8 protein-coding genes and 1 other RNA gene are annotated in these 18,849 nt (G+C 53.4%); 2 read left to right on the forward strand and 7 right to left on the reverse strand.

The window, feature by feature from the left end:
* Positions 1–1,269 (forward strand): metallophosphoesterase family protein, encoded by a 1,269-nt coding sequence (locus BM322_RS07535; RefSeq protein ID WP_177220835.1) that lies wholly within the window; start codon positions 1–3, stop codon positions 1,267–1,269.
* A gap of 50 nt (positions 1,270–1,319) precedes the next feature.
* On the opposite strand, the gene rbr is transcribed toward BM322_RS07535, so the two are convergent.
* From rbr to BM322_RS07555, 4 genes are all read right to left on the reverse strand, one after another.
* Positions 1,320–1,859, reverse strand: coding sequence for a rubrerythrin (gene rbr / locus BM322_RS07540; RefSeq protein WP_075429316.1), 540 nt, complete (start codon positions 1,857–1,859; stop codon positions 1,320–1,322).
* A 93-nt stretch (positions 1,860–1,952) separates the two neighbouring features.
* Positions 1,953–3,746: a methyl-accepting chemotaxis protein gene (locus BM322_RS07545; RefSeq protein ID WP_075429318.1), complete on the reverse strand. Its 1,794-nt coding sequence runs from the start codon at positions 3,744–3,746 to the stop codon at positions 1,953–1,955.
* 176 nt (positions 3,747–3,922) lie between these two features.
* Positions 3,923–4,147 carry a hypothetical protein gene (locus tag BM322_RS07550; RefSeq protein WP_075429320.1) on the reverse strand — a complete coding sequence of 75 codons (225 nt, stop codon included), beginning with the start codon at positions 4,145–4,147 and terminating at the stop codon, positions 3,923–3,925.
* 14 nt (positions 4,148–4,161) lie between these two features.
* A complete protein-coding gene (locus BM322_RS07555; RefSeq protein ID WP_075429322.1) occupies positions 4,162–5,115 on the reverse strand; it encodes a magnesium transporter CorA family protein in 954 nt (317 codons plus the stop codon).
* A 346-nt stretch (positions 5,116–5,461) separates the two neighbouring features.
* Here BM322_RS07555 and ssrA point away from each other — a divergent pair.
* Positions 5,462–5,815: a transfer-messenger RNA gene (gene ssrA, locus BM322_RS07560) on the forward strand.
* 74 nt (positions 5,816–5,889) lie between these two features.
* On the opposite strand, the gene BM322_RS07565 is transcribed toward ssrA, so the two are convergent.
* The 3 genes from BM322_RS07565 to BM322_RS07575 all read right to left on the reverse strand — a co-directional run bounded on the left by BM322_RS07565 (position 5,890) and on the right by BM322_RS07575 (position 18,459).
* Positions 5,890–6,651: a trans-aconitate 2-methyltransferase gene (locus BM322_RS07565; RefSeq protein ID WP_075429324.1), complete on the reverse strand. Its 762-nt coding sequence runs from the start codon at positions 6,649–6,651 to the stop codon at positions 5,890–5,892.
* Positions 6,652–6,868: 217 nt separating this feature from the next.
* Complete coding sequence (locus BM322_RS07570; protein WP_075429326.1) at positions 6,869–16,762, reverse strand: MBG domain-containing protein; 9,894 nt, start codon at positions 16,760–16,762, stop codon at positions 6,869–6,871.
* A 68-nt stretch (positions 16,763–16,830) separates the two neighbouring features.
* Positions 16,831–18,459 carry a ShlB/FhaC/HecB family hemolysin secretion/activation protein gene (locus BM322_RS07575; RefSeq protein ID WP_082334425.1) on the reverse strand — a complete coding sequence of 543 codons (1,629 nt, stop codon included), beginning with the start codon at positions 18,457–18,459 and terminating at the stop codon, positions 16,831–16,833.
* Positions 18,460–18,849 lie beyond the last annotated feature (390 nt).

The following is an 18,849-nucleotide window of genomic DNA, read 5'->3' on the forward strand; positions in this document are numbered from 1 at the left end:
ATGGATATCACACGCCGGAAATTCTTGCAATTCTGTGGCCAAGCAGCCATCCTGCTCGGCCTTGAGGCCTGGCTGCCGAAAAGTGCCAGTGCTGCCAGCGACGGCACGATGCCCATAAGATTCCTTCGTCATATCATCACAGCCGATGCTGCCACCTCACGTACGATCATGTGGCAAGGCAATGTCAACCTGAGTGGCTGTGCACTTGAGTACCGCCTGTCCGGGCAGGTACGCACCACCCAATCGCAGCCTGCTATGACCACCTCTCTGGTGGAAGACAACGTTACCACCTTTTTCTGCTCAGTCACATTAAATGGGCTGACACCTGACTCAGCTTATGAGTACCGCATCGTCCAGAAGGAACGTGCTACACACTGGCATCGGTTCAAGACTGCCCCGCCCGCCCTCAGCAGCGTATCCGCCTTGATATTCTGCGATTCGCAATGTGGTGGCGACTACGGGGTCTGGCAGCAGACCTTCCAGACCGCTTGGCAGCGGTATCCGCAAAGTGACTTCTGTGCCATCCTCGGCGATCTTACCGACAACGGCCAGTCCAACTGGCACTGGGACAGATTCCTTGCGGCCATGGGTTCCCTGCCATCTACTCGTCCACTGGCCCCGGTTATGGGCAATCACGAATGTTACGGCCTTGACTGGAAGTTCTGCCTGCCCCGCCGCTACCTTGCCTCCTTTTCCCTGCCCCCCAATAACAGCACCAAATTCCAAGGCTGCTTTTACGCCTTTGATTACGGCCCCATCCACTTCATCGTGCTCAACACGCAGGAGCTCGAACTGCACGAGCTCCTGCCCGGCCTGCTCGAACGCCAGCTGCACTGGCTAAAACAAGGAACCAACAAGAAACACCTGCCTTGGCAGGTCGTCTTCATGCACAAGGACGTCATCGCCTATGATGAATACCAGCTTGGTACCCATCAGACTGGCGGTATCAGCGATATTGGCCATGCCTTCATGAATACCTTTGACGACCTCGGCATCGATCTGGTCCTGACCGGTCATATGCATACCTATCGCAACCGCGGCCATATCAAGAACCTGCAGCCAGCTACCGCGGGCCCTGTCTATATACTCAGTGGCCCAGCCGGCAATACGCAATACAACGTCCCTGACGACAAGACCTATGACCGCAGCGCCATCTATCAGCCCACACCGCCGAACTATCTGACGCTGACGGCTACCGATAAAGAACTCACGCTAACCGGCTACACCACCGGCGGCGAACATATCGAGACAACTACACTTACAAAATGACAAAAAGGCTGGCAAATTTCTGCCAGCCTTTTATCATGCCATACTGCCGCTCAATAATTCTCGGCGCTAATCTCAAAATAGCTCTTCGGATGTGCACAGACAGGGCAAAGCTCCGGTGCCTTGGTGCCCACAATGATGTGCCCACAGTTGCGGCACTCCCAAACCTTGACCTCGCTGCGCTGGAAGACCTCCTGCATCTCGATGTTCTTGAGCAGGGCACGATAGCGCTCCTCATGGTGTTTCTCGATAGCTGCTACCATGCGGAATTTCGCTGCCAGTTCCTTGAATCCCTCTTCCTCGGCAGTCTTGGCAAAGCCAGCATACATGTCCGTCCATTCGTAGTTCTCGCCATCGGCAGCATCCTTCAGGTTTGTCTCTGTATCAGGCATACCGTCATGGAGTTCCTTGAACCACATCTTTGCATGTTCTTTCTCATTGTCTGCTGTTTTCAAGAACAACGCCGCAATCTGCTCATAGCCATCCTTCTTGGCCCGTGAAGCATAATACGTGTACTTGTTGCGCGCCTGGCTTTCCCCGGCAAAGGCCGCCTCCAAGTTCTTCTCAGTCTGAGTCCCTGCATATTTACTCATAAGCTACCTCCTAAAGATAAACACACATCTATGATAAAGACATCTGCCAAGGGAACTGCCTTGGCAATCGGCAGTTCTCCTGACAGATATTCCTTATACCTTGAACTTCTGTACCTCATCCTGCAACATACCAGCCATCTTGGCCAGCTGCGAGCTGTTATTGTTCATCTCCTGTACTGAAGCAGTCTGTTCCTCGGTTGCCGCCGACACCGTCTCAGAATTTGCAACGACACTACGGCTCATTCCCTCGATATCCTTGATTGCTGACTGGCAGGAATCTGCGCTGTCTGTAGCCTCCTTGGACGCGCTGGCAATCTGCTGCGAACGGCTGGCAATCTTCTCGACCAGCTCCACGATCCCGCTGAACTCGTGGCCTGTCTCCTCGACGCTGGCCTTAGCCGTGGCCAGATTTTCCGTGCCCTCATTCATGCTGCTGACAGCCCGCTGCGTCTCCTGCTGGATCTGTCCGATAAGCTCGGCAATTTGGCTGGCAGCCTCCTCCGACTGGGCAGCAAGCTTGCGGATCTCGTCGGCGACCACAGCAAAGCCGCGTCCTGCATCACCGGCGCGGGCAGCCTCAATGGCCGCATTGAGTGCCAGAAGATTCGTCTGCTCAGCAATGCCCGAAATCGTATCGGTAATGCGGCCGATGGTATCGGACCGCTCGCCAAGGCTGTTGACCACTTTGGCCGACTCGCCTACCACCTCACTGAGACGGGCCATATCTCTGACCGTACGCGTTACGACCTGATTGCCGTTCTGGGCTCGTTCCGATGCTTGCTGCGTTTCCACAGCCGCCCGCCGGGCATTATGGGCCATACCGCCAATGCGTTCGAGCAAGACCCCCATGGACTGGGACGCTTCATCGACTGCCGTCAGCTGTTTATTGGTCGCCCCGGCCACATCGGTAATCGAATTTGCCACCTGCTGGCTGGCCGCTGCCGACTGTGCCGTCATTTCACTGAGCTGTGCAGCGTCACTGGCGACCTGCTCCGATGACTCACGGATAGCGCCCATCAGCTGACGCATATTGCCACCGAGCACCCTGAGGATATCGATCATCTGGCCGATCTCATCCTCACGGTCGACATATTCCTGCTTGACTGGCTCCTGCCGATAATCCCCCTGGGCAAACTTCTGCAAACGCCCCGTCACGAAACTGATGGGATCGCCGAAACTCTGCGCGATCTTTACCCCCAACAGGGCCATGATTGCTGCAACCACCAAGATGATGACAGACGAAATCATGATCTTGTGATAAAGCTCTTCCTGCATTTCCTTCGTGTACTTAGCAGCCTCTGCATCGATATAGTCAATCCAAGATCCCGTCCCTACGATCCACTGATATGGCTTGAATTCCAGCACATAGTTGCGCTTGGGCAAAGACTCTTTCTCACCCGGTTTCGGATAGGAGAAATCCACAAAGCCGCCGCCTTCATTCTGCGCGGCCTTGAACATATTTTCCATATAAGGAACGCCATTAGGATCCTTGTCGTTGCGGCGCATACGTCCTTCTGACTCTTTGGACGCCGCATGGGCTACGCAGATACCCGTATTCTTCTCATCGGCGAAGAAATACCCCTTGCCATCATCGTAGCGTACTGCACGGATGACATCAAGCGCCAGGCTCTTGGCCTGCTCCTCGGTCAGTTCCCCCGATTGCTGCCGCGCATAGATGCCATTGAGCGACGAGACAACACCTTCCGTCTGCAAGCGCAGTTCACGATCATAATGCTCGGCCAGTTCCTTCCGATACTCTGCCACGAGCTTATTATTATCCGCGATGGTCGTATAGATGAAATAACCGCCTACGGCTAAAGTAGCTACGACGCTGACCGCTACGAACAATGCCGTCAGCTTACCGCGTACCGACTTCATAAAAAGCATATACTCTCCCTCCCTAGACACCTCGTTTGAATATTTTGTCTTACATGAATAGTTCTACCTTTTTATTTCGATTCCTGCTCTTGCGGGTAAAATATCTTTCACCGGAACTTACGCACAAAAAAACTGACAGAGAAAACTCTGCCAGTTACACGATTCCTTAACTGTTATATTATTTTTCAACAGGAACTGTCGCCAAGCACAGGATGACAGGTCGGCCGCAGACTGCGCACGCGCACGAGACGCAGCGCCTCATGCATATTGACATCCTCACACTCATTTTCTGACTCATAGACGCAAATGGGCTGGGCCATGCCGACCTCACTGCCGGGCATATACACATATTCCTGATTCTCTGTATCTCCGAAGATGACACCGGCCTTCAGTTTCGACTCGACCATCATAGGGCAGTTTCCTCTCAAAACATATCTTTCTTCCACAAGGCGTAGGCACCAGAAATGCTGATACCAAAGGCAATGATCATGACATATAAGAATCCATTGCCATTTTCGGCAAAGGGCACCGGCACGTTCATACCAAAGAAGCTCGAAACGACCGTCGGAATAGCGATGATGATTGTCATGGCGGCCAGGAATTTCATCACGAGGTTCTGGTTGTTCGCGATGATGGATGTGAACGTATCGGCCATGCGTGCCAAGATCTTGCTATACATCTCCACCATTTCCTTGGCCTGCTTGTTCTCGATGATGACATCCTCCAGCAGATCCTCGTCCTCATCATATGCCTTGAGAATCGGCGTAAGCTGCGGATTGTTGCGCATGCGCAGCAGCTTGTCGAGCACGGCACCATTCGAGCGGATGGCCGCATTGAAATACGTCAGGCCCTTCTGCAGCTCGAGCAGGCGCAGAATCTCGCTGTTCTTCATATCATGGCGCAGCTGGTTCTCGATGTCATCGGACAGCTTGCTAATCTGACGCAGATAGCGCAGATAGAATGTCATGGACTTATACAGGATCTGAAACAGGAACCGCGTCTTCTTGTAGGTACGGAACAGTTTCGCCGTGCGCTCGTTGAACTCAGCCATGACTGGCGTTTCCTCGAGGCAGACGGTGATGATGTACTCCTCCGTGACGATGATAGCTAGAGGCAGGGCATCATAACTGTCCTGCCCGCGGCAGACTGCAACGTTGGTCAGGACCATGACCGAGTCGTCCTCGATATCCGTATGCGAACGCTCCTCATCATCGAGTGCCGAGCGCAGGAAGTCCGGATCGACTTCGGTCAGATTGCTGACCACCTTCAGCTCATAAGGCGTCGGATCGACGATATTGATCCAGGCACCCTTTTCCAGCGTCTTCAAGGTGAGCTCCTGCAAAGGGCCGCTCTCCAGCGATTTGTAAATCTGAAGCATGGCTGAATGTCTCCTTTCTTCATGAGGAAACAGCACCATCGCCAGCCAGCTTCATCGCAGCGATCAGGAAAATGGCGCACCTTCCCCAATGGTATTGAACTTGCATCGTTTAGGGTCTGCCGTTCCAGGGTGATCGTCCATTTTCCTCACCAGCCTTTCTTTCATAGTCAAAGGAAATCTGCTTAAAAATTTCCCGCCATTCATTATATTCCCTTTTGCCGCTTTTTGTCTAGGAAAAATTCCTCTGCCAGGGACAAATCTCCCTCTTTTTCCTTGACATAGTCACTTATTGTGACTATAATATATAGCACAATAGAATAACGCGCGTATGAGCACGTATTATCGTGGGGATGTAATGGTCTCGACGGGGATATATGCTCTGTGGATAGCGAGCCGGGGGGTCATCAACCCGTCAGTAAGGTGAAAACTTTTATTTAAATATAAAAGCTAACGAAGATTACGCTTTAGCCGCTTAAGGCTAACCCCTGTCCGTCTTTCTCCCGCGAGGATGGATAAGGGGCAAACAGCGGGATACCTAAGTGCCAATTCTCGGAGGCATTTACGGGAACTCTCATCGAGATCGGAATGATGCCGTTTGTTTGTGGATGGCTGATTTCTTAAATCTAACCACAAACTGCGCTCGGAGAGATTCATGGATCAGTATTTTCGGACAGGAGTTCGATTCTCCTCATCTCCACCAGTATATACGGCGATTTTTCGCCTTGTGATAAAGGCCGCAACTTTTTACAGTTGCGGCCTTTTTGTGTGTCTGAATCAGTTTTCTATTTTCACAGCCCGCAGGCGGATGCGGACATAATCGATGGTCCAGATTCCATCATGACAGAGTTCTGGCGCCAGCGCTTCCTCGGTTTCCCGGATAATGCGCGCCTTCATTTCCTCCGCCATGTCCTCAAAGGGCTGCTGGATAAACATGCGTATCCAATCAGCCACACTGCGGCCCTGGGGCTGTGACGTCGGACGGTCAAACAAGATTGCGTAATCCACGCGCAAGCCGGCTTGGTCAACTAACGGCGTATATTCCCCAATACTGGGAAAAAATTGGACGGGCTGGTAACTATAGCCGTATTCCGCAAATTTTTGCGCCAGCATCCCGTGAACCTTTGCCCCACAGCCAATACCACCGAATTCGGTCACTAGCTGACCACCTGTGCGGAGATTGGCAGCAATATTGCGCAGCAGCAAATACTGTTTATCTTCATCAATCCAGTGAAATACTGCATTGGAAAAGATTACATCCGCCGGTTCTTCCAGCTTGAAGGATACTGCATCAGCTTCCCTAAAGGATAATTCCGGATGATTTTTTCTCGCTTCTTCCAGCATCGAGGCTGACGCGTCGATTCCCAGCACCCGGAAACCCGCTTGGGACAGCTTAGCCGTAAGAGCTCCATTGCCACAGCCCAGGTCAACGGCCAAGCTTCCTTTTGGGACAGTAATCAAGCTCATGACGTCTTCACCATATTCATGTACAAAGGAAAAGCCATTACCGTAATCTTTTGCATTCCAATCCAGATTCACAAAATCCCCTCCTATTCCATTACTCCCAAAGCTATTCGCCTCAAATCATGAATATCCTCCTAATGTCAGAAGCTTTTCCATAGCAATGTTCTCTTGGGAAGTTTACGTATCTATTTACAAATCCGCAATTGACCATCTAGCGCCTTCGGGCAATATAAAAACGGCACCGCAGCAGGAATCCCTGCATGTGGTGCCGTTTTCTTTCTTCATACTGCCATCAGACAATTTTCGTGAACATATACACCGCCCGGATCTGATCTGGCATGACGCCAAGATCCTGCACAGCCGACAAGATACCGACAGACAGGACCGTACGGCCAGCTTTCTTGCTGTCATCCGTCAGAACCTTCCGCGAATCCTCATCCTGCGGATAGATTGCCACGATGCCATTGCCATAGCTGACATCATAACTGCCCTCACGGCTCTGGTACATGAAGCTGTATTTGCTGGTGGATTCCCGGCGTATCTCCGAGGGATCCGGGATTGTTACCTTCTGGGCTGACGGCATGATGGTCAGCTTGTCCGAAGCATAATTGATGATGTAAATGCCATCGAGCTTCTTCGCCGCACCATCCGTATACAGCACCGGGATTGCGCCCGGCGTCTCACTCTGCCCGCCGTGTTCCATGTAACCAGCCACGCGGATGTCCTCACCTTCCAGCGGCCCGGCATCAGCCTGCAACGTCAAGCCAAACGAACCATCCGGATTGGACTGGAACGATGACGCGGCTGGCTTGTCCCCGCCAGTCTTGATGACCACCGTATCCGGCTGAGCCATCGTCCCCTTCGTATTGACCGGCACGTCAATAGCTGGCGCGGCCGTGTCAATGCTTGGAATATGCTCTCCCGTCGCAACGTTGCCTGGACTTACTGCTGGCACAGGTTGCCTCGTTCCCTGTGGCGAATCCACCTCCGTATCAACCGGTTCCGTCAAGCGCGGCGTAATAACCGTTGTACTGGTTTCTACACCAATGTGCTCCGGTGAGCCAGGGCGCAAGCCACCAAGCGTGATTGTCAGGTCACCTGGCGCATAGACAAAGCGATAGTTGTCTACGCTTGTTCCTTGGAATTTCCAATCCTTATTGGCGTGGATAACGCCTGCATAGCTTCCCTGTTCCGTTGCCGGTGTGATGCCTGCATCATAGTACAGCGTGACATCCGCCAGCGCATCGCCAAACAACAAGCCCCGCGTCGTACGACTGTCGCCGCGCTCTACCGTATACGCTTTGACTACCGGATTCTCCTCCCCGTAGCTGCGGGAAGCTGAACCAGCTGTGATGCATACTTCGCGTGGCGTGATCGTCAATCTGCCAGGATCCGCCGTTACATGATAGTCCGTACTCCAGCTCTTGCTGTCCTTTGACAAGCTTGCCTCCTTGACCTGCATGGAGTAGTCGCCGACGTTTGCTTTATCATCAGCTGCCGAGGTTATCGAAAAGTCCGCAAAGGAATCCCCGACCAGCAGGCCATCATAGCCTGCTTCATCAACGGCATGGCCAGTCACTTTGACTACGTCATTGGGCTGGCCAAAGACGCGTGAACCATTCTCCACCTTGACCTTGACCTGGCGCGGCGTGATTGTCAGATTACCATCTTCATAGGCAAACTCATAATTCTTCGCCGTAAGGTCACTGCCCTGGATACCGATTGCATAGCTGCCAGCATGCACAGCCCCTTGGGCATTTTCCTGCCCTGTGTCCGCAGTCTTGCCATAGCTGATTGCACCGGACTTACCGGCAATATTGATGATATCCTGTCCAGACAGGAAGCCCTCATAGGTGACACCATTGCCGCCAGCATAAGCGGTTCCATCGTATTTGCGGCTGTCATCGGCAGCCTTTACCACGACCTGTTTCTTACGGATCACCAGATTGCCATCCTTGTAGAGGATATGGTAATTCTGTGCCTTTCCTGGTGTGATGGTTCCTCCCGCAGCTTGCATGGCTCCCGCATAAATACCGGCATCTGCCAGTGCGTCGATGCCTGCCACGTCCTTATTGACAGACACTGCCGTAAGGGTATCGCCATTCACCAAGCCAGCATGCACTTCTGCCGTATCGATGGTAGCACCGACCGTATAGGCAGCACTGCCATTCACCGGTTTCAGCTGATCATTATCCTGTCCATAGACGCGCTCATGATCTGCCACTGTGACAATGACATCCCGCGGTGTGACTTTCAGCGTACCATCGGTTTGCGTGATGTCATAGTTTTTGGTGACATCTTCGCCATTTTCATCCAATATGGTCACTTTATTGACCGTTACGGCTGTGGTCTCACCGACGTTCTGGTACTTCTGCCCCGCCGTCTGGATATCCAGCCGCGACTGCTGGCCATCAGCCAGGCTGCCACCGGTTACAGTCCCGGCCACCGCCGACGGATCGTCGGTACCGTAGACTTTCTGCACATCGCCAGCGCTCACTGCCAGTTTGCGCTTGTTGATGGTAAGCGTGCCATCCTCATAGACAAACGCATAGTTGCCATTGGACTGCAGATTGCTTGCCTGGATGCCGATTGCATAGCTGCCCGCATCCTTGGCACCTTCGGCCGACGGCTTGCCAGCCTTTGTCTTGCCATAGAGGATGCTGCCGCCGGTGATGATCCCGTCCTTGAAACCGCCTTCTGCCTCCTTATCAGCTTCTATGATGTTCTCATAGGTCACTTGGCCATTGCCACGCCCAATGCTGGTAAAGCCTTGTCCATCATATGTCTTCGTATCATCCGCTGCTTTCACCGTCACGGTACGCGGCGTGATCTTGAAATCAATATTGACGGTTGCATTGAGATTGTTATCGCCGACATATTCAATCCGGCGGTCCTTGCCAGCAATACCAACCACCTTGCCGCTGCCGTAGATAGCACCAGCTGCCGGCCCGCCAGCCGTATTCACGGCGGTCGTCTGCGTCAATTCCGGATCCCAGGTATAGGATTTATCCGGATTGTTGCGCAGGGCCTCAAGCAGCTTGGCATACTGCGCCTGCTCTTTTGCAGTTCCCTGATGAGACTTATTGGCTGGTTCTGCCTTGAAAGCATCGCCAGTGATGAAGTTGGCATTGCCATCTCCATAGACGCGCTCCGATGTCACATTGACGACCAGCGGCTTCGTATAAGCAATGACATTCTTATCCCAACCATAGTCCTTGCCCGTCGGGTTCTTGACCTCTCTATCATCCTGCGTATTGTAGCGGATGCCATCAGGCACAAGTGTCCCTGGATTATCGCCTTCCGGACTATCCGTATGGATAATCCAGCGCTGCGAATCCGGCGTCTTTATCACTTGACTGCCCGGATTGGTATTTTCATTGATGAAATGACCTTTGGCTGCGTCAATTGTCACGCCGCCGGACGTAGACTCCAGGCTGCCTGACGAGTCAATCTTGATGTTGCCATCCGTCTTGACCGTAATCGTCTCGCCCTGGATATGGCCCGTGATGGTGGTCGTTTCTGTTGTCTTGCTGCTTGTTGACGTGTTGTTCTTGATATCGATCTTGCGGCCTGTCACATCGCCGATTTCTTTGATGTGATTCTCAGCAGCTGACAAGTCAATATCGCCACCAGCAGCAATCGTTACCTTGTCCGCAATGAGACCACCGCCATCTGCCTGCTGCCCAACATCGCCCTGGGTCTTGATGGACACCACGCTCGGTTTGGAGCCATCGACTTTTGGTGCTTCGAACCCATTGACCGTGATATTGCCTGTGTAATCCTCACCACCGAAATTGATTTCGTTGAAGCCGTGGAAGATTGACGTCTCCGTGGTCGTCTCAGTATCGAACCACTCCTTGTCGATATCCAGACCCGGCGTGCCCGGCGTGCCAGTCTTGCCGATATGGATTTCCCTTTCCTTGTCAAAGGTATCCAGCGTCAGCTTGCCCCCCTGGGTGGTCTTGATGCTGTTTCTTCCCTGGCTCGTATCATTCGTCAGGCTGTTCGTCGTGATGTTGACATTACCCGTAGTCGTTTCGATATCGGCCCCGGAAAGGACGACATTCTGGCTGCGGATATTGTAGTCTTTCTCACCGAAGGACATCTTGCCGCTGATCTTCACCGCGGCATTGGAGTTCTTATACCCCTGGATGACGTTGACCGTATCCTCAAAGGTGATGCTGCCGGACTGCTCATAGCTGCCCTGGCCGTCACCGCGGCCGATATTGATGGCATCAAAACCTTTCGCAAAGATACGCGTCGTCGAAGATGCGTCAAAATATGACGAGTCAAGATACAGCGCATCGGTTGCAATTTGGCCCGCAAACGTACCGACTTTGATGCTGCGGTTTTCATCGAGGGTCTTGAGGTTCAGCTGGCCGCCTTTGGCTGCCCCCTGCGCCCCCGTCATGATAGTTCCCGTTTGGGAGTTGCTGGACAGCTCGACTTCGTCGGCCGTGATGCTGATATCCCCGCTTTCGGTCTCGATGGTACTCGTGCCGTTCATCTTGAACTTCTGTGCCATGAACTCGATGCCATCGGTGCCAGCCAAATGGATATGCGTCTTGCCGCTGATGGTCGTCGTCTTGGATTTCGTTACCGCTTCTTCAAAACCAGAGCGCACTGTCGTGGGATCGAGGAAATGCAGGTCCGTCGAAGAGTCGATATTGGCATCGCCATAGCCGCCGCCCAGATAGATATGACTGAACCCATCCGCTATGGCCGGATTCTTATCGTGGCCAGCAAACCATTCCGACTTGATATTGAGGGCACCGGCGCCATGATCCTTGATGGCATTATCGCCGATATTCAAGGCGACGCCTTCCGTCTTCTGCGCAATCGTCAGCTTGCCCTTCCCCGACAATTTGGCATCATCAACAATATCAAGCTGATCCGTCTTCAAATGGATGTCACCATCTGTTGCCACAATGCCTTTAATATTGTTTACTTCACCAATGTTCAACTGCTTGCCAGCAGTTTCTTCGATCACGATGCTCTTGGCGTTAGCAGCTGCCTTGCCAATCGTGTTATCACCAATAAGCTCTACATCACCACCAACAAAAGCAACGTCTGCTGCCGTGAGCCCGCTGCCTGTTATCGTGCCAGCAGCCCCCGAAACCAGCGTAGCCGGTTTCGAAAGTGTACCACCGTTGATGCTGATCGTTTGCTGTTTATCATTGCCAATGATAAACGCACTGAAGGTATCCGCAAAAGCTCCCGTACCGTCAAGCAGGGCATCGTAGATGTTAAGTCCGCCAGCTTGCGCATCTTTCGTGATGCTGATTGCTGCTGAACCATCGTAGGTGGACAGGCCCAGCGTTCCCGAACCGAGAATCGTTTTGCCATCCGTTCCCGTGAGCTGGCTCAGATCATTCGTATAGATATTGAGCTGGCTTGCGCCTGCCGGGCCGTTCTTAGCCTCAAAGCTGCCGCCATCGGCATTGCGGATGCTGCCAGCCTTGAGTGTGACTGCCTTGCCAGCCGCCACACTGTTTTCCCCTTGGAATTCAATCGCGCCGCCATTGCCATTCTGCAGCGTCAAGCTGTTGGCAAAAGCAACATGATCGATTGTCAAGGTACCTGTTCCCTCCGCATTGCCCAGCGAAAGTTCCGTGAAGCCATCGCCGAATACGCCACCATTGATGTCTCCGGCCGTGATATGGAGACCACGTTCAGCCGCAGTGAGTTCCTTTTCCACAAACATATCCGTGGCGGCGTTTCTGGTGGACAATGTCAGCGTGCCTTTGCCCTGGATATTGGTCACACTATCGGCACGATCCACGGTCAGCTTGTCGGTCTTCAAGGTGAAGCTGCCAGCGCCACCATCGATGCTGGCATCCGTACCCAATTCCAGTGCATCGGCCGCCAGCGTGACACTGCCCTTGCCAGCCGCAGTCCCTGCCGGCGCCGCCTTAGCTCCGATCTTTGCCCCAGCGGCCAGCTTGATCTGCTTCGCTGCGGCATTGACGACCGTATTGGCACCATTTATGGTCACCGTCTTGCCAGCCGCCACGTCAATATTACCTGCAGTACTGTTCAAGGTCAGCTCAGTCGCGGCTGCTGGCTCCGCACTGCCCAGCGTGACATCCTCGACAAAGTGGATGCCCTTGGCACCGGAAATCTTGACTGATTTATCGATGCCGCCTTGGTAGAGATAGACATTCTCCTGGGTGTTGATGCCAAAGTCGCTGAACCCCGTCAGGTTGGAATTCACCGTGCCATAGCCGATCTTATAGCCATTGGCCTCATCAGCCGGCATGTCAAAATCCGCGCCAGCCAGATAGATATTCTTCCCTGCCGGCGTGGTGATATTGAGCTTGCCCGTGCCATTGATGACACCATCACCCAAATCGAGGCTGTCTGTCAGATTGAGATTCAGATTGTGATTCTTGATATCGGTCGTGCTGTCCTTCGCAAGCTGCAGGCCTGTGGCATGGACCGTCAGGTCACCGCCCACGATATTGCTGTCCGCAAACTCTACCTGGTTCTCGGTACGCACCGTAGTCTTCGAGCTGAAGTCCGTATGCTTGATGATGATCATGCCCTGTTGTGAGCTGCCATCCTGTTCATCCGTCCGGCGACCGATGATCAGCTCGCCATAAGCATTGCTGAATGCCCCCTTGGCAAAGGAATCACTGGCGATATTCATCGCTCCTTCATGTTCCTCGGTATCGATGGCAATCGTCTTGTCAGTCGTGGTCGTGTAAACCTGAACCTTGCCACTCGTCGTCACTTTGCCAGCAGTCGCCCCCTTGGCAATCGCATCAGCCGAGATCGTGATATTGGCACTGCCCGCATCAATAGTCCCCATGGTCAGCGTCTTATCCGCCTCCATGGTGATCTTGACACTGCCCCCCTTGGTGATGATGCCTTCCTTCTTCAGCACTTTCGCCACATTGCGGTCTTCCACCTGGCCGATGGTCATATCGGCACTGTTTCTCACTGCCACTGCCCCGGAAACATCGGCTGCCAGATTCGAGATTTCGTTGCCGGCCCCCGTGAGGTCAGCTTCGCCGCCCTGCAGCAGCAAAGACTCCGCCTTGATGCTGCCGCCGCTTTCACTGATGCCCTCTTTTGCCGCCAGCACCAGCGATTTGGCGTTCACTTGTCCCGTGATTGTTGCCGTGCTGCCAGATTTTACCGTCATATAGGCAGGCGGCGCAGAAATATCGTCCAGCGACACAGCACCACCAGCAGTGGAACCGATGATGACGTTCTTGAAACTGTCGCCAATCTTTCTGAGACTTTCATCCGTGATATAGCTAGCTGGATCACTGCCGCCAATCGTATAGGCTGACGAGCTTTTGCGCGCTAAGGACAAGGTCCCGGTATTCTGCGCTGAGAACGTACCATTGAGCGTAAGTTTATCCGCCTCGACAGCGATATCGGCCGAACCAGCTGCCAGCTCGCCCCCCGCTGCCATCGCAAAACCATCTTCACCTGCAGCAGAAAAAGACATGGCCTTGTCATTAGAAGAAAGCTTGCCTTCTATCGTAATGGAAGTTCCCGACACAAACGAGACAGCATCCTTCACCGCCAGCGAGCCGATGTGGATGTCCCCCGTATCCTTGCTGCCGAAATGGATTCCCTGGAAACCAGACGCGGCAAAACCAGTGCCTGCCAGGGTTACATCCCCAGCCGCATCGCCCAAGCCAAAGCTCTTGCCTGCAGTCAGCGTATCAATGTTCAAAAGACCTTTGCCCTGAATGGAATCATCTGCCAAGTCGAAGGAATCCGCTTGCAGCGTGATATCGCCTGCCACCGAGCTGATGGCTCCGGCCACCGAGGTCAGGATACCACTGGACTTGATCTGAATGTCCTTATCCGCCGTAAGCTTCGTCTCCGATGCGCCAAGCGTCATTTTTTTCGCCGGATCTGCGCTGGTATTCGTGATAGCGAAACTGTTCGCCTTGCCTTTGATGGTCGCAACATCCGTATTCAGCCTGACATCGCCCTTTGCCGTAACTTCCAGGACATCAGCCGTGATCTTCCCCGCATCTGCTGCGCTGATCTTGTCCGTGGCCACGATGGTAATGTCCTTGTCCGTAGCAAGACCCGCATCTATCGCCATTTCTCCCGCATGAATGGTCAGATTACCAGTCATATTTATGTCACTGCCGACACTTACACGACCTGCATTGTCAACCGAACCAATCTGCGCAGCTGCAAAACCGCCGCCTAAAAGCGCATTGGTTACATTGAGCCCTGCTCCACTGCCTAGCGCTATCGTTCCATTCTTGTTTTCTGTCTGAATGACGAGTACGCCCGTTTTGCCCTCCGCATCCGCTATGCTCTTGACCGTGCCGCTGCCCTTCGCCGAATCCATGACCAGTTGCATGTCCTTAGCCACCAGCGTGCCATCATAGGAAAAAGCATTGCCGCCTGCTTCATTGTGCGCCAAAACAGATAGCTTGCCCGTACCAGCATCTACCATGCCTGCAATCTGCACGCCATCGGCACTCTTGTCGTTGGCAGCACCATGGAGCGTGATATCACCGCCATCTGTCTTGATGGTGCCGGCCAGCTCGATGCCACGCTCACCTTCCACAGTTGCCCGGGCCATATCATCGGTATTGCCGCCATGGAAGTAGACACTTCCCCCGTTAGTCGTAATCGTAGAGTCTGCAGCCTGCTTGATCTTGCCCCCCATGAACGTACCACCGTTGCCGCTGTTGGACTTGAAGTCAAGATTCAGCTGCTCGCCCGTGATATCCTTGTTGATGATGATATCGCGAGCCGCTTCCAGCGACAACGTCGCATTCTTGCCGCTGCTCTGTATGCTGCCATTGATGGTGATGTCGCCATTGTCACCACCAGCAGCCGTGCCCGTCGAGATCTTGACATCCGTATTGGCCTGCAGCGCTGCATTCACCACGGTATTGGCTATCTTCGAATCGCTTTTCGCCGCCGTATAGCTATTGCCATCTACTGCATCGCCTGTGCCGCCATCCGTGATGGTCACATTGTAGGGATCGAGCAGCCACTGTCCATTCTGGCCTTGCTCGCTTGCCGCCTCAACATGGCCAGTAACCGAGAGTTCATGCCCTGACGTCTCGACCCGGCCGCCAGCACCAGTGCCCTTGCCCTTGGCAGATATATCTCCATGAAAAGCCGTCTTTCCATCTGACCAGATAGCGGCCTCGCCGCCATTGCCGTCTTCAGCCGTGGCATCGGCCTTGATCTGCGCCCCTTTTTCCACGATGACCTGCTTGGCATGAGCTAGCTCGCCGCTCCCCTGCCAGCCGCCGCCGACTTCTACCTTGCCGCCATTATCACCGCTGACATCGATGACACTGCCCGCTTTCGCATTCACAACAGACGCAGTGACAGCCCCTGTGCCCCCCTTGCCATCAAGACTCTGGGCCCGCACGATACCTTCTTGATTGACCACAGAATCCGTAAGGGCTTCACCGGCTGCCGCCGACATGAATACCAGACCACCGTCAGCTTCAACAAGGCCCTTGTTCGTCACTGCATGCGCTACGGCTTTCTTGCTCGGAACGACCGCTACCTTGCCATCGCCATCAAAATCCAGCGATATTGCATCGCCAGCTGCTAATACAGCCGTGCCCTTCTTGGCCACGATGATGCCATCATTTTCCGCTTCCTGCCCTAGCAGTGCGACCAGGCCTTGATTCTTGGCAATCAGATTTCCCTTATTGATTACCTTGCCACCATCCTTCTGGCTGACAAAGGCATACTGGCCTGCCATGAAATCAGCATCGCTGATTTGCAGCGTCGATGCCACCAAGGCACCGACATTGACCTGTGCCCCCGGCGCAAACAATATCCCGGCAGGATTGACGATGAACACACGGCCATTTGCCTGCAGTGCGCCCATGATCTGCGTCACATTGCCATCCATGACACGATTCAGCAACGCTGCCTGGCTGCCTGGCTGGAAGATATTGACACGCTCACCAGCACCGATGTTGAACGATTGCCAATTGATGATGGCATTCTGCGACTGCTGACGAATCACCATTTCCGCATTCTTCTGCGCAATCTCTGCTGCACCTGCCGCAACCTGACCTCCTTGCGGCAATGCCCAGCCATGCTGGCTGCTGCTAATCATCATGGCACCTGCTGCCATAACCCCTGCGCCACGGCGCAAGCCTTGCGTCAGCAAGCGATTCTGCTTCCGGCGCCGCTCTGCGGCACGACGCCGCTTTCTCGTAATACGCATGAAATAAACTAACTCCCTTTATACTCCTCCGGCCTCATGCCGGACTATTCTCTCTATCGTTTACGCTATCAAAAGAACTTATACAACTGAAACCACAGACGGCCACTGGCATCACTGTCTGACTCAGCCTTTTCTGCGCCGAGTTTCCAGGCATAATGAAGTCTTGCGGCCCAGTTATCCTCATGGCTCCAGTTGATACCAATACCTGCACCATAAAGACTGCGGCCATTTCCCCGGCCTGCGATGCGGCTGTTGCCATCATGATACGAATCCACATGGCCGCCATCGGCAAAAGCGATGAGCTGCCATGTATTCTTATCGCCCTCACGCTGCGGGACATTCCAGCGCAGCTCCGTCGTCCAACGCCAGCCGTCATCCCCCGCGGCCTCACCGATTGGATAAGCCCTGACACCATAAGGGCCTCCCAAGGACATCTTCTCCGAGCTATCCAGATTCTTCTCCGCCCACTGCCGCTCATAGCTCAGCCACAAAGCCAGCCGGTCATCGATGCGCTGCAACCGCGTCAGGCTCAGATTATACTTGCCAAAATTCCCCGCAGTATGTGCACCATCGCCTGCGCCCTTCCCACGGATTGCGTCCAGGCTGCGCTGTAAATCATTCTTTATCGTCAAATCGCCGTGGGTGTACGTAAATGACCAGGTATTTTTACCACCGCTGGCCCATGTATCCAGACTGTCGCCATGAATAGACAGCGACCAGCTCTGCGTTTCCTTCGGATTGTTCAGCGAAGCATAGATATCCGACTCCGCAGCAAGCTGTTTCCAGTCAAAGCGCAGCGTCCCATACCAATTGGCCTTGCGGCTGCGCTTGAAATTATGCTGCCACCAGGCACTAACCACATCAGCCGTTCCCGTCATCCCGAGGGACGACAACTGGTCAGACAGTGCATAATGCGACTTGCCATAGCTGATACCGAATTTGTTGCCTTGACTCAGGATTGGTGTCGCATATGACACAGAACCACTCCAGGTATCACCGCCATGATTGGTCATGACACCACCTACAGACAACAGATCGCCCTGGCGGAACGGGCTTGCATAGTTAGCAAACATACTATATTGGTATGAACCAGTGTAGTGGTAGCCGCCATTGTCAACGCCAACATAGCCCCATACTCTCTTGCCCTTCGGTTTGACATTCACAATCAAATCTGTCGTTCCTGTCTTTTCCCCCGCTTGCAGCTGCGCCTTGACTTCGAGCCGCTGCATATCACCAGCCAGCCAAACACCGCGCTCCAAGTTCTCACGCTGCACCGCATCACCAGCTTTTATGCCCATTTCACGGCGCACTGCCTCGTCCGATACATACGACTCGTTCTTGATGATCACACGGCCATAATGCCCCGGTACGATCCGCATCTCCACCGTTCCGTTCGCGAACCCCTGCGGCGGCAAGTAGACAGTAGCCACAAAATGCCCTTGCTCACGCAGGTACTTCTGTACTTCCTTCGCCTGCTCCTCCAGCTGTCTCAGCGTTGCAGCCTGCTGGCGATGCCGCTGCAATAACTGCTGCAACTCTGCCTCAGTCACGGGATTCTCCCCCGAAAATACATAACGAGCAACCACCAACGACGGTTCTGCCTGCTCTGCCTGCTTCCCCACCGCAGAAGACAATCCCGACGAAAGCCCTAGCAGCATGACACTGGTAAGCGCACCAGCCGTCATCTTCTGCCACATCTTCCTTCCCTCGCGCCTGCGAATATGTTTTGCCTGTCCACGAACATGCCTACCCATACAACGTCCCCTCTCGATTATCTCTACTCTCTTATATCCATCCGATATAAACCTTCTCGTTATATTTATGATGCTTTTTCTATATGAAAACAAGGACATATATCCCCTAAAAAGCAATCTTAAGATTTGATAAAAATACATACAATTTTAACATAAAAAATAATAATATACAAATCGACCTATGCTAAACAATTACTATTACGAAACAAACAGCAATTATTCATATACAAATTGCAATTTGTCTGTTAGTTCGTGCGGAATGGAATCCCGATAGTACGCAGCTCGGGGTTCACGGGGTAGTACTTTTTCTGTTTCCGCTGAATGGACCGTACG

Source organism: Selenomonas sp. GACV-9 (assembly GCA_900116485.1).
Lineage (GTDB): Bacteria > Bacillota > Negativicutes > Selenomonadales > Selenomonadaceae > Selenomonas_A > Selenomonas_A ruminantium_G.

Bases quoted from the DNA above. Each gene is read 5' to 3' on its own strand.
- BM322_RS07535 (WP_177220835.1), top strand. From the start codon at position 1: ATGGATATCACACGCCGGAAATTCTTGCAATTCTGTGGCCAAGCAGCC.
- rbr (WP_075429316.1), bottom strand. From the start codon at position 1,859: ATGAGTAAATATGCAGGGACTCAGACTGAGAAGAACTTGGAGGCGGCC.
- BM322_RS07545 (WP_075429318.1), bottom strand. From the start codon at position 3,746: ATGCTTTTTATGAAGTCGGTACGCGGTAAGCTGACGGCATTGTTCGTA.
- BM322_RS07550 (WP_075429320.1), bottom strand. From the start codon at position 4,147: ATGATGGTCGAGTCGAAACTGAAGGCCGGTGTCATCTTCGGAGATACA.
- BM322_RS07555 (WP_075429322.1), bottom strand. From the start codon at position 5,115: ATGCTTCAGATTTACAAATCGCTGGAGAGCGGCCCTTTGCAGGAGCTC.
- BM322_RS07570 (WP_075429326.1), bottom strand. From the start codon at position 16,762: ATGCGTATTACGAGAAAGCGGCGTCGTGCCGCAGAGCGGCGCCGGAAG.
- BM322_RS07575 (WP_082334425.1), bottom strand. From the start codon at position 18,459: ATGTGGCAGAAGATGACGGCTGGTGCGCTTACCAGTGTCATGCTGCTA.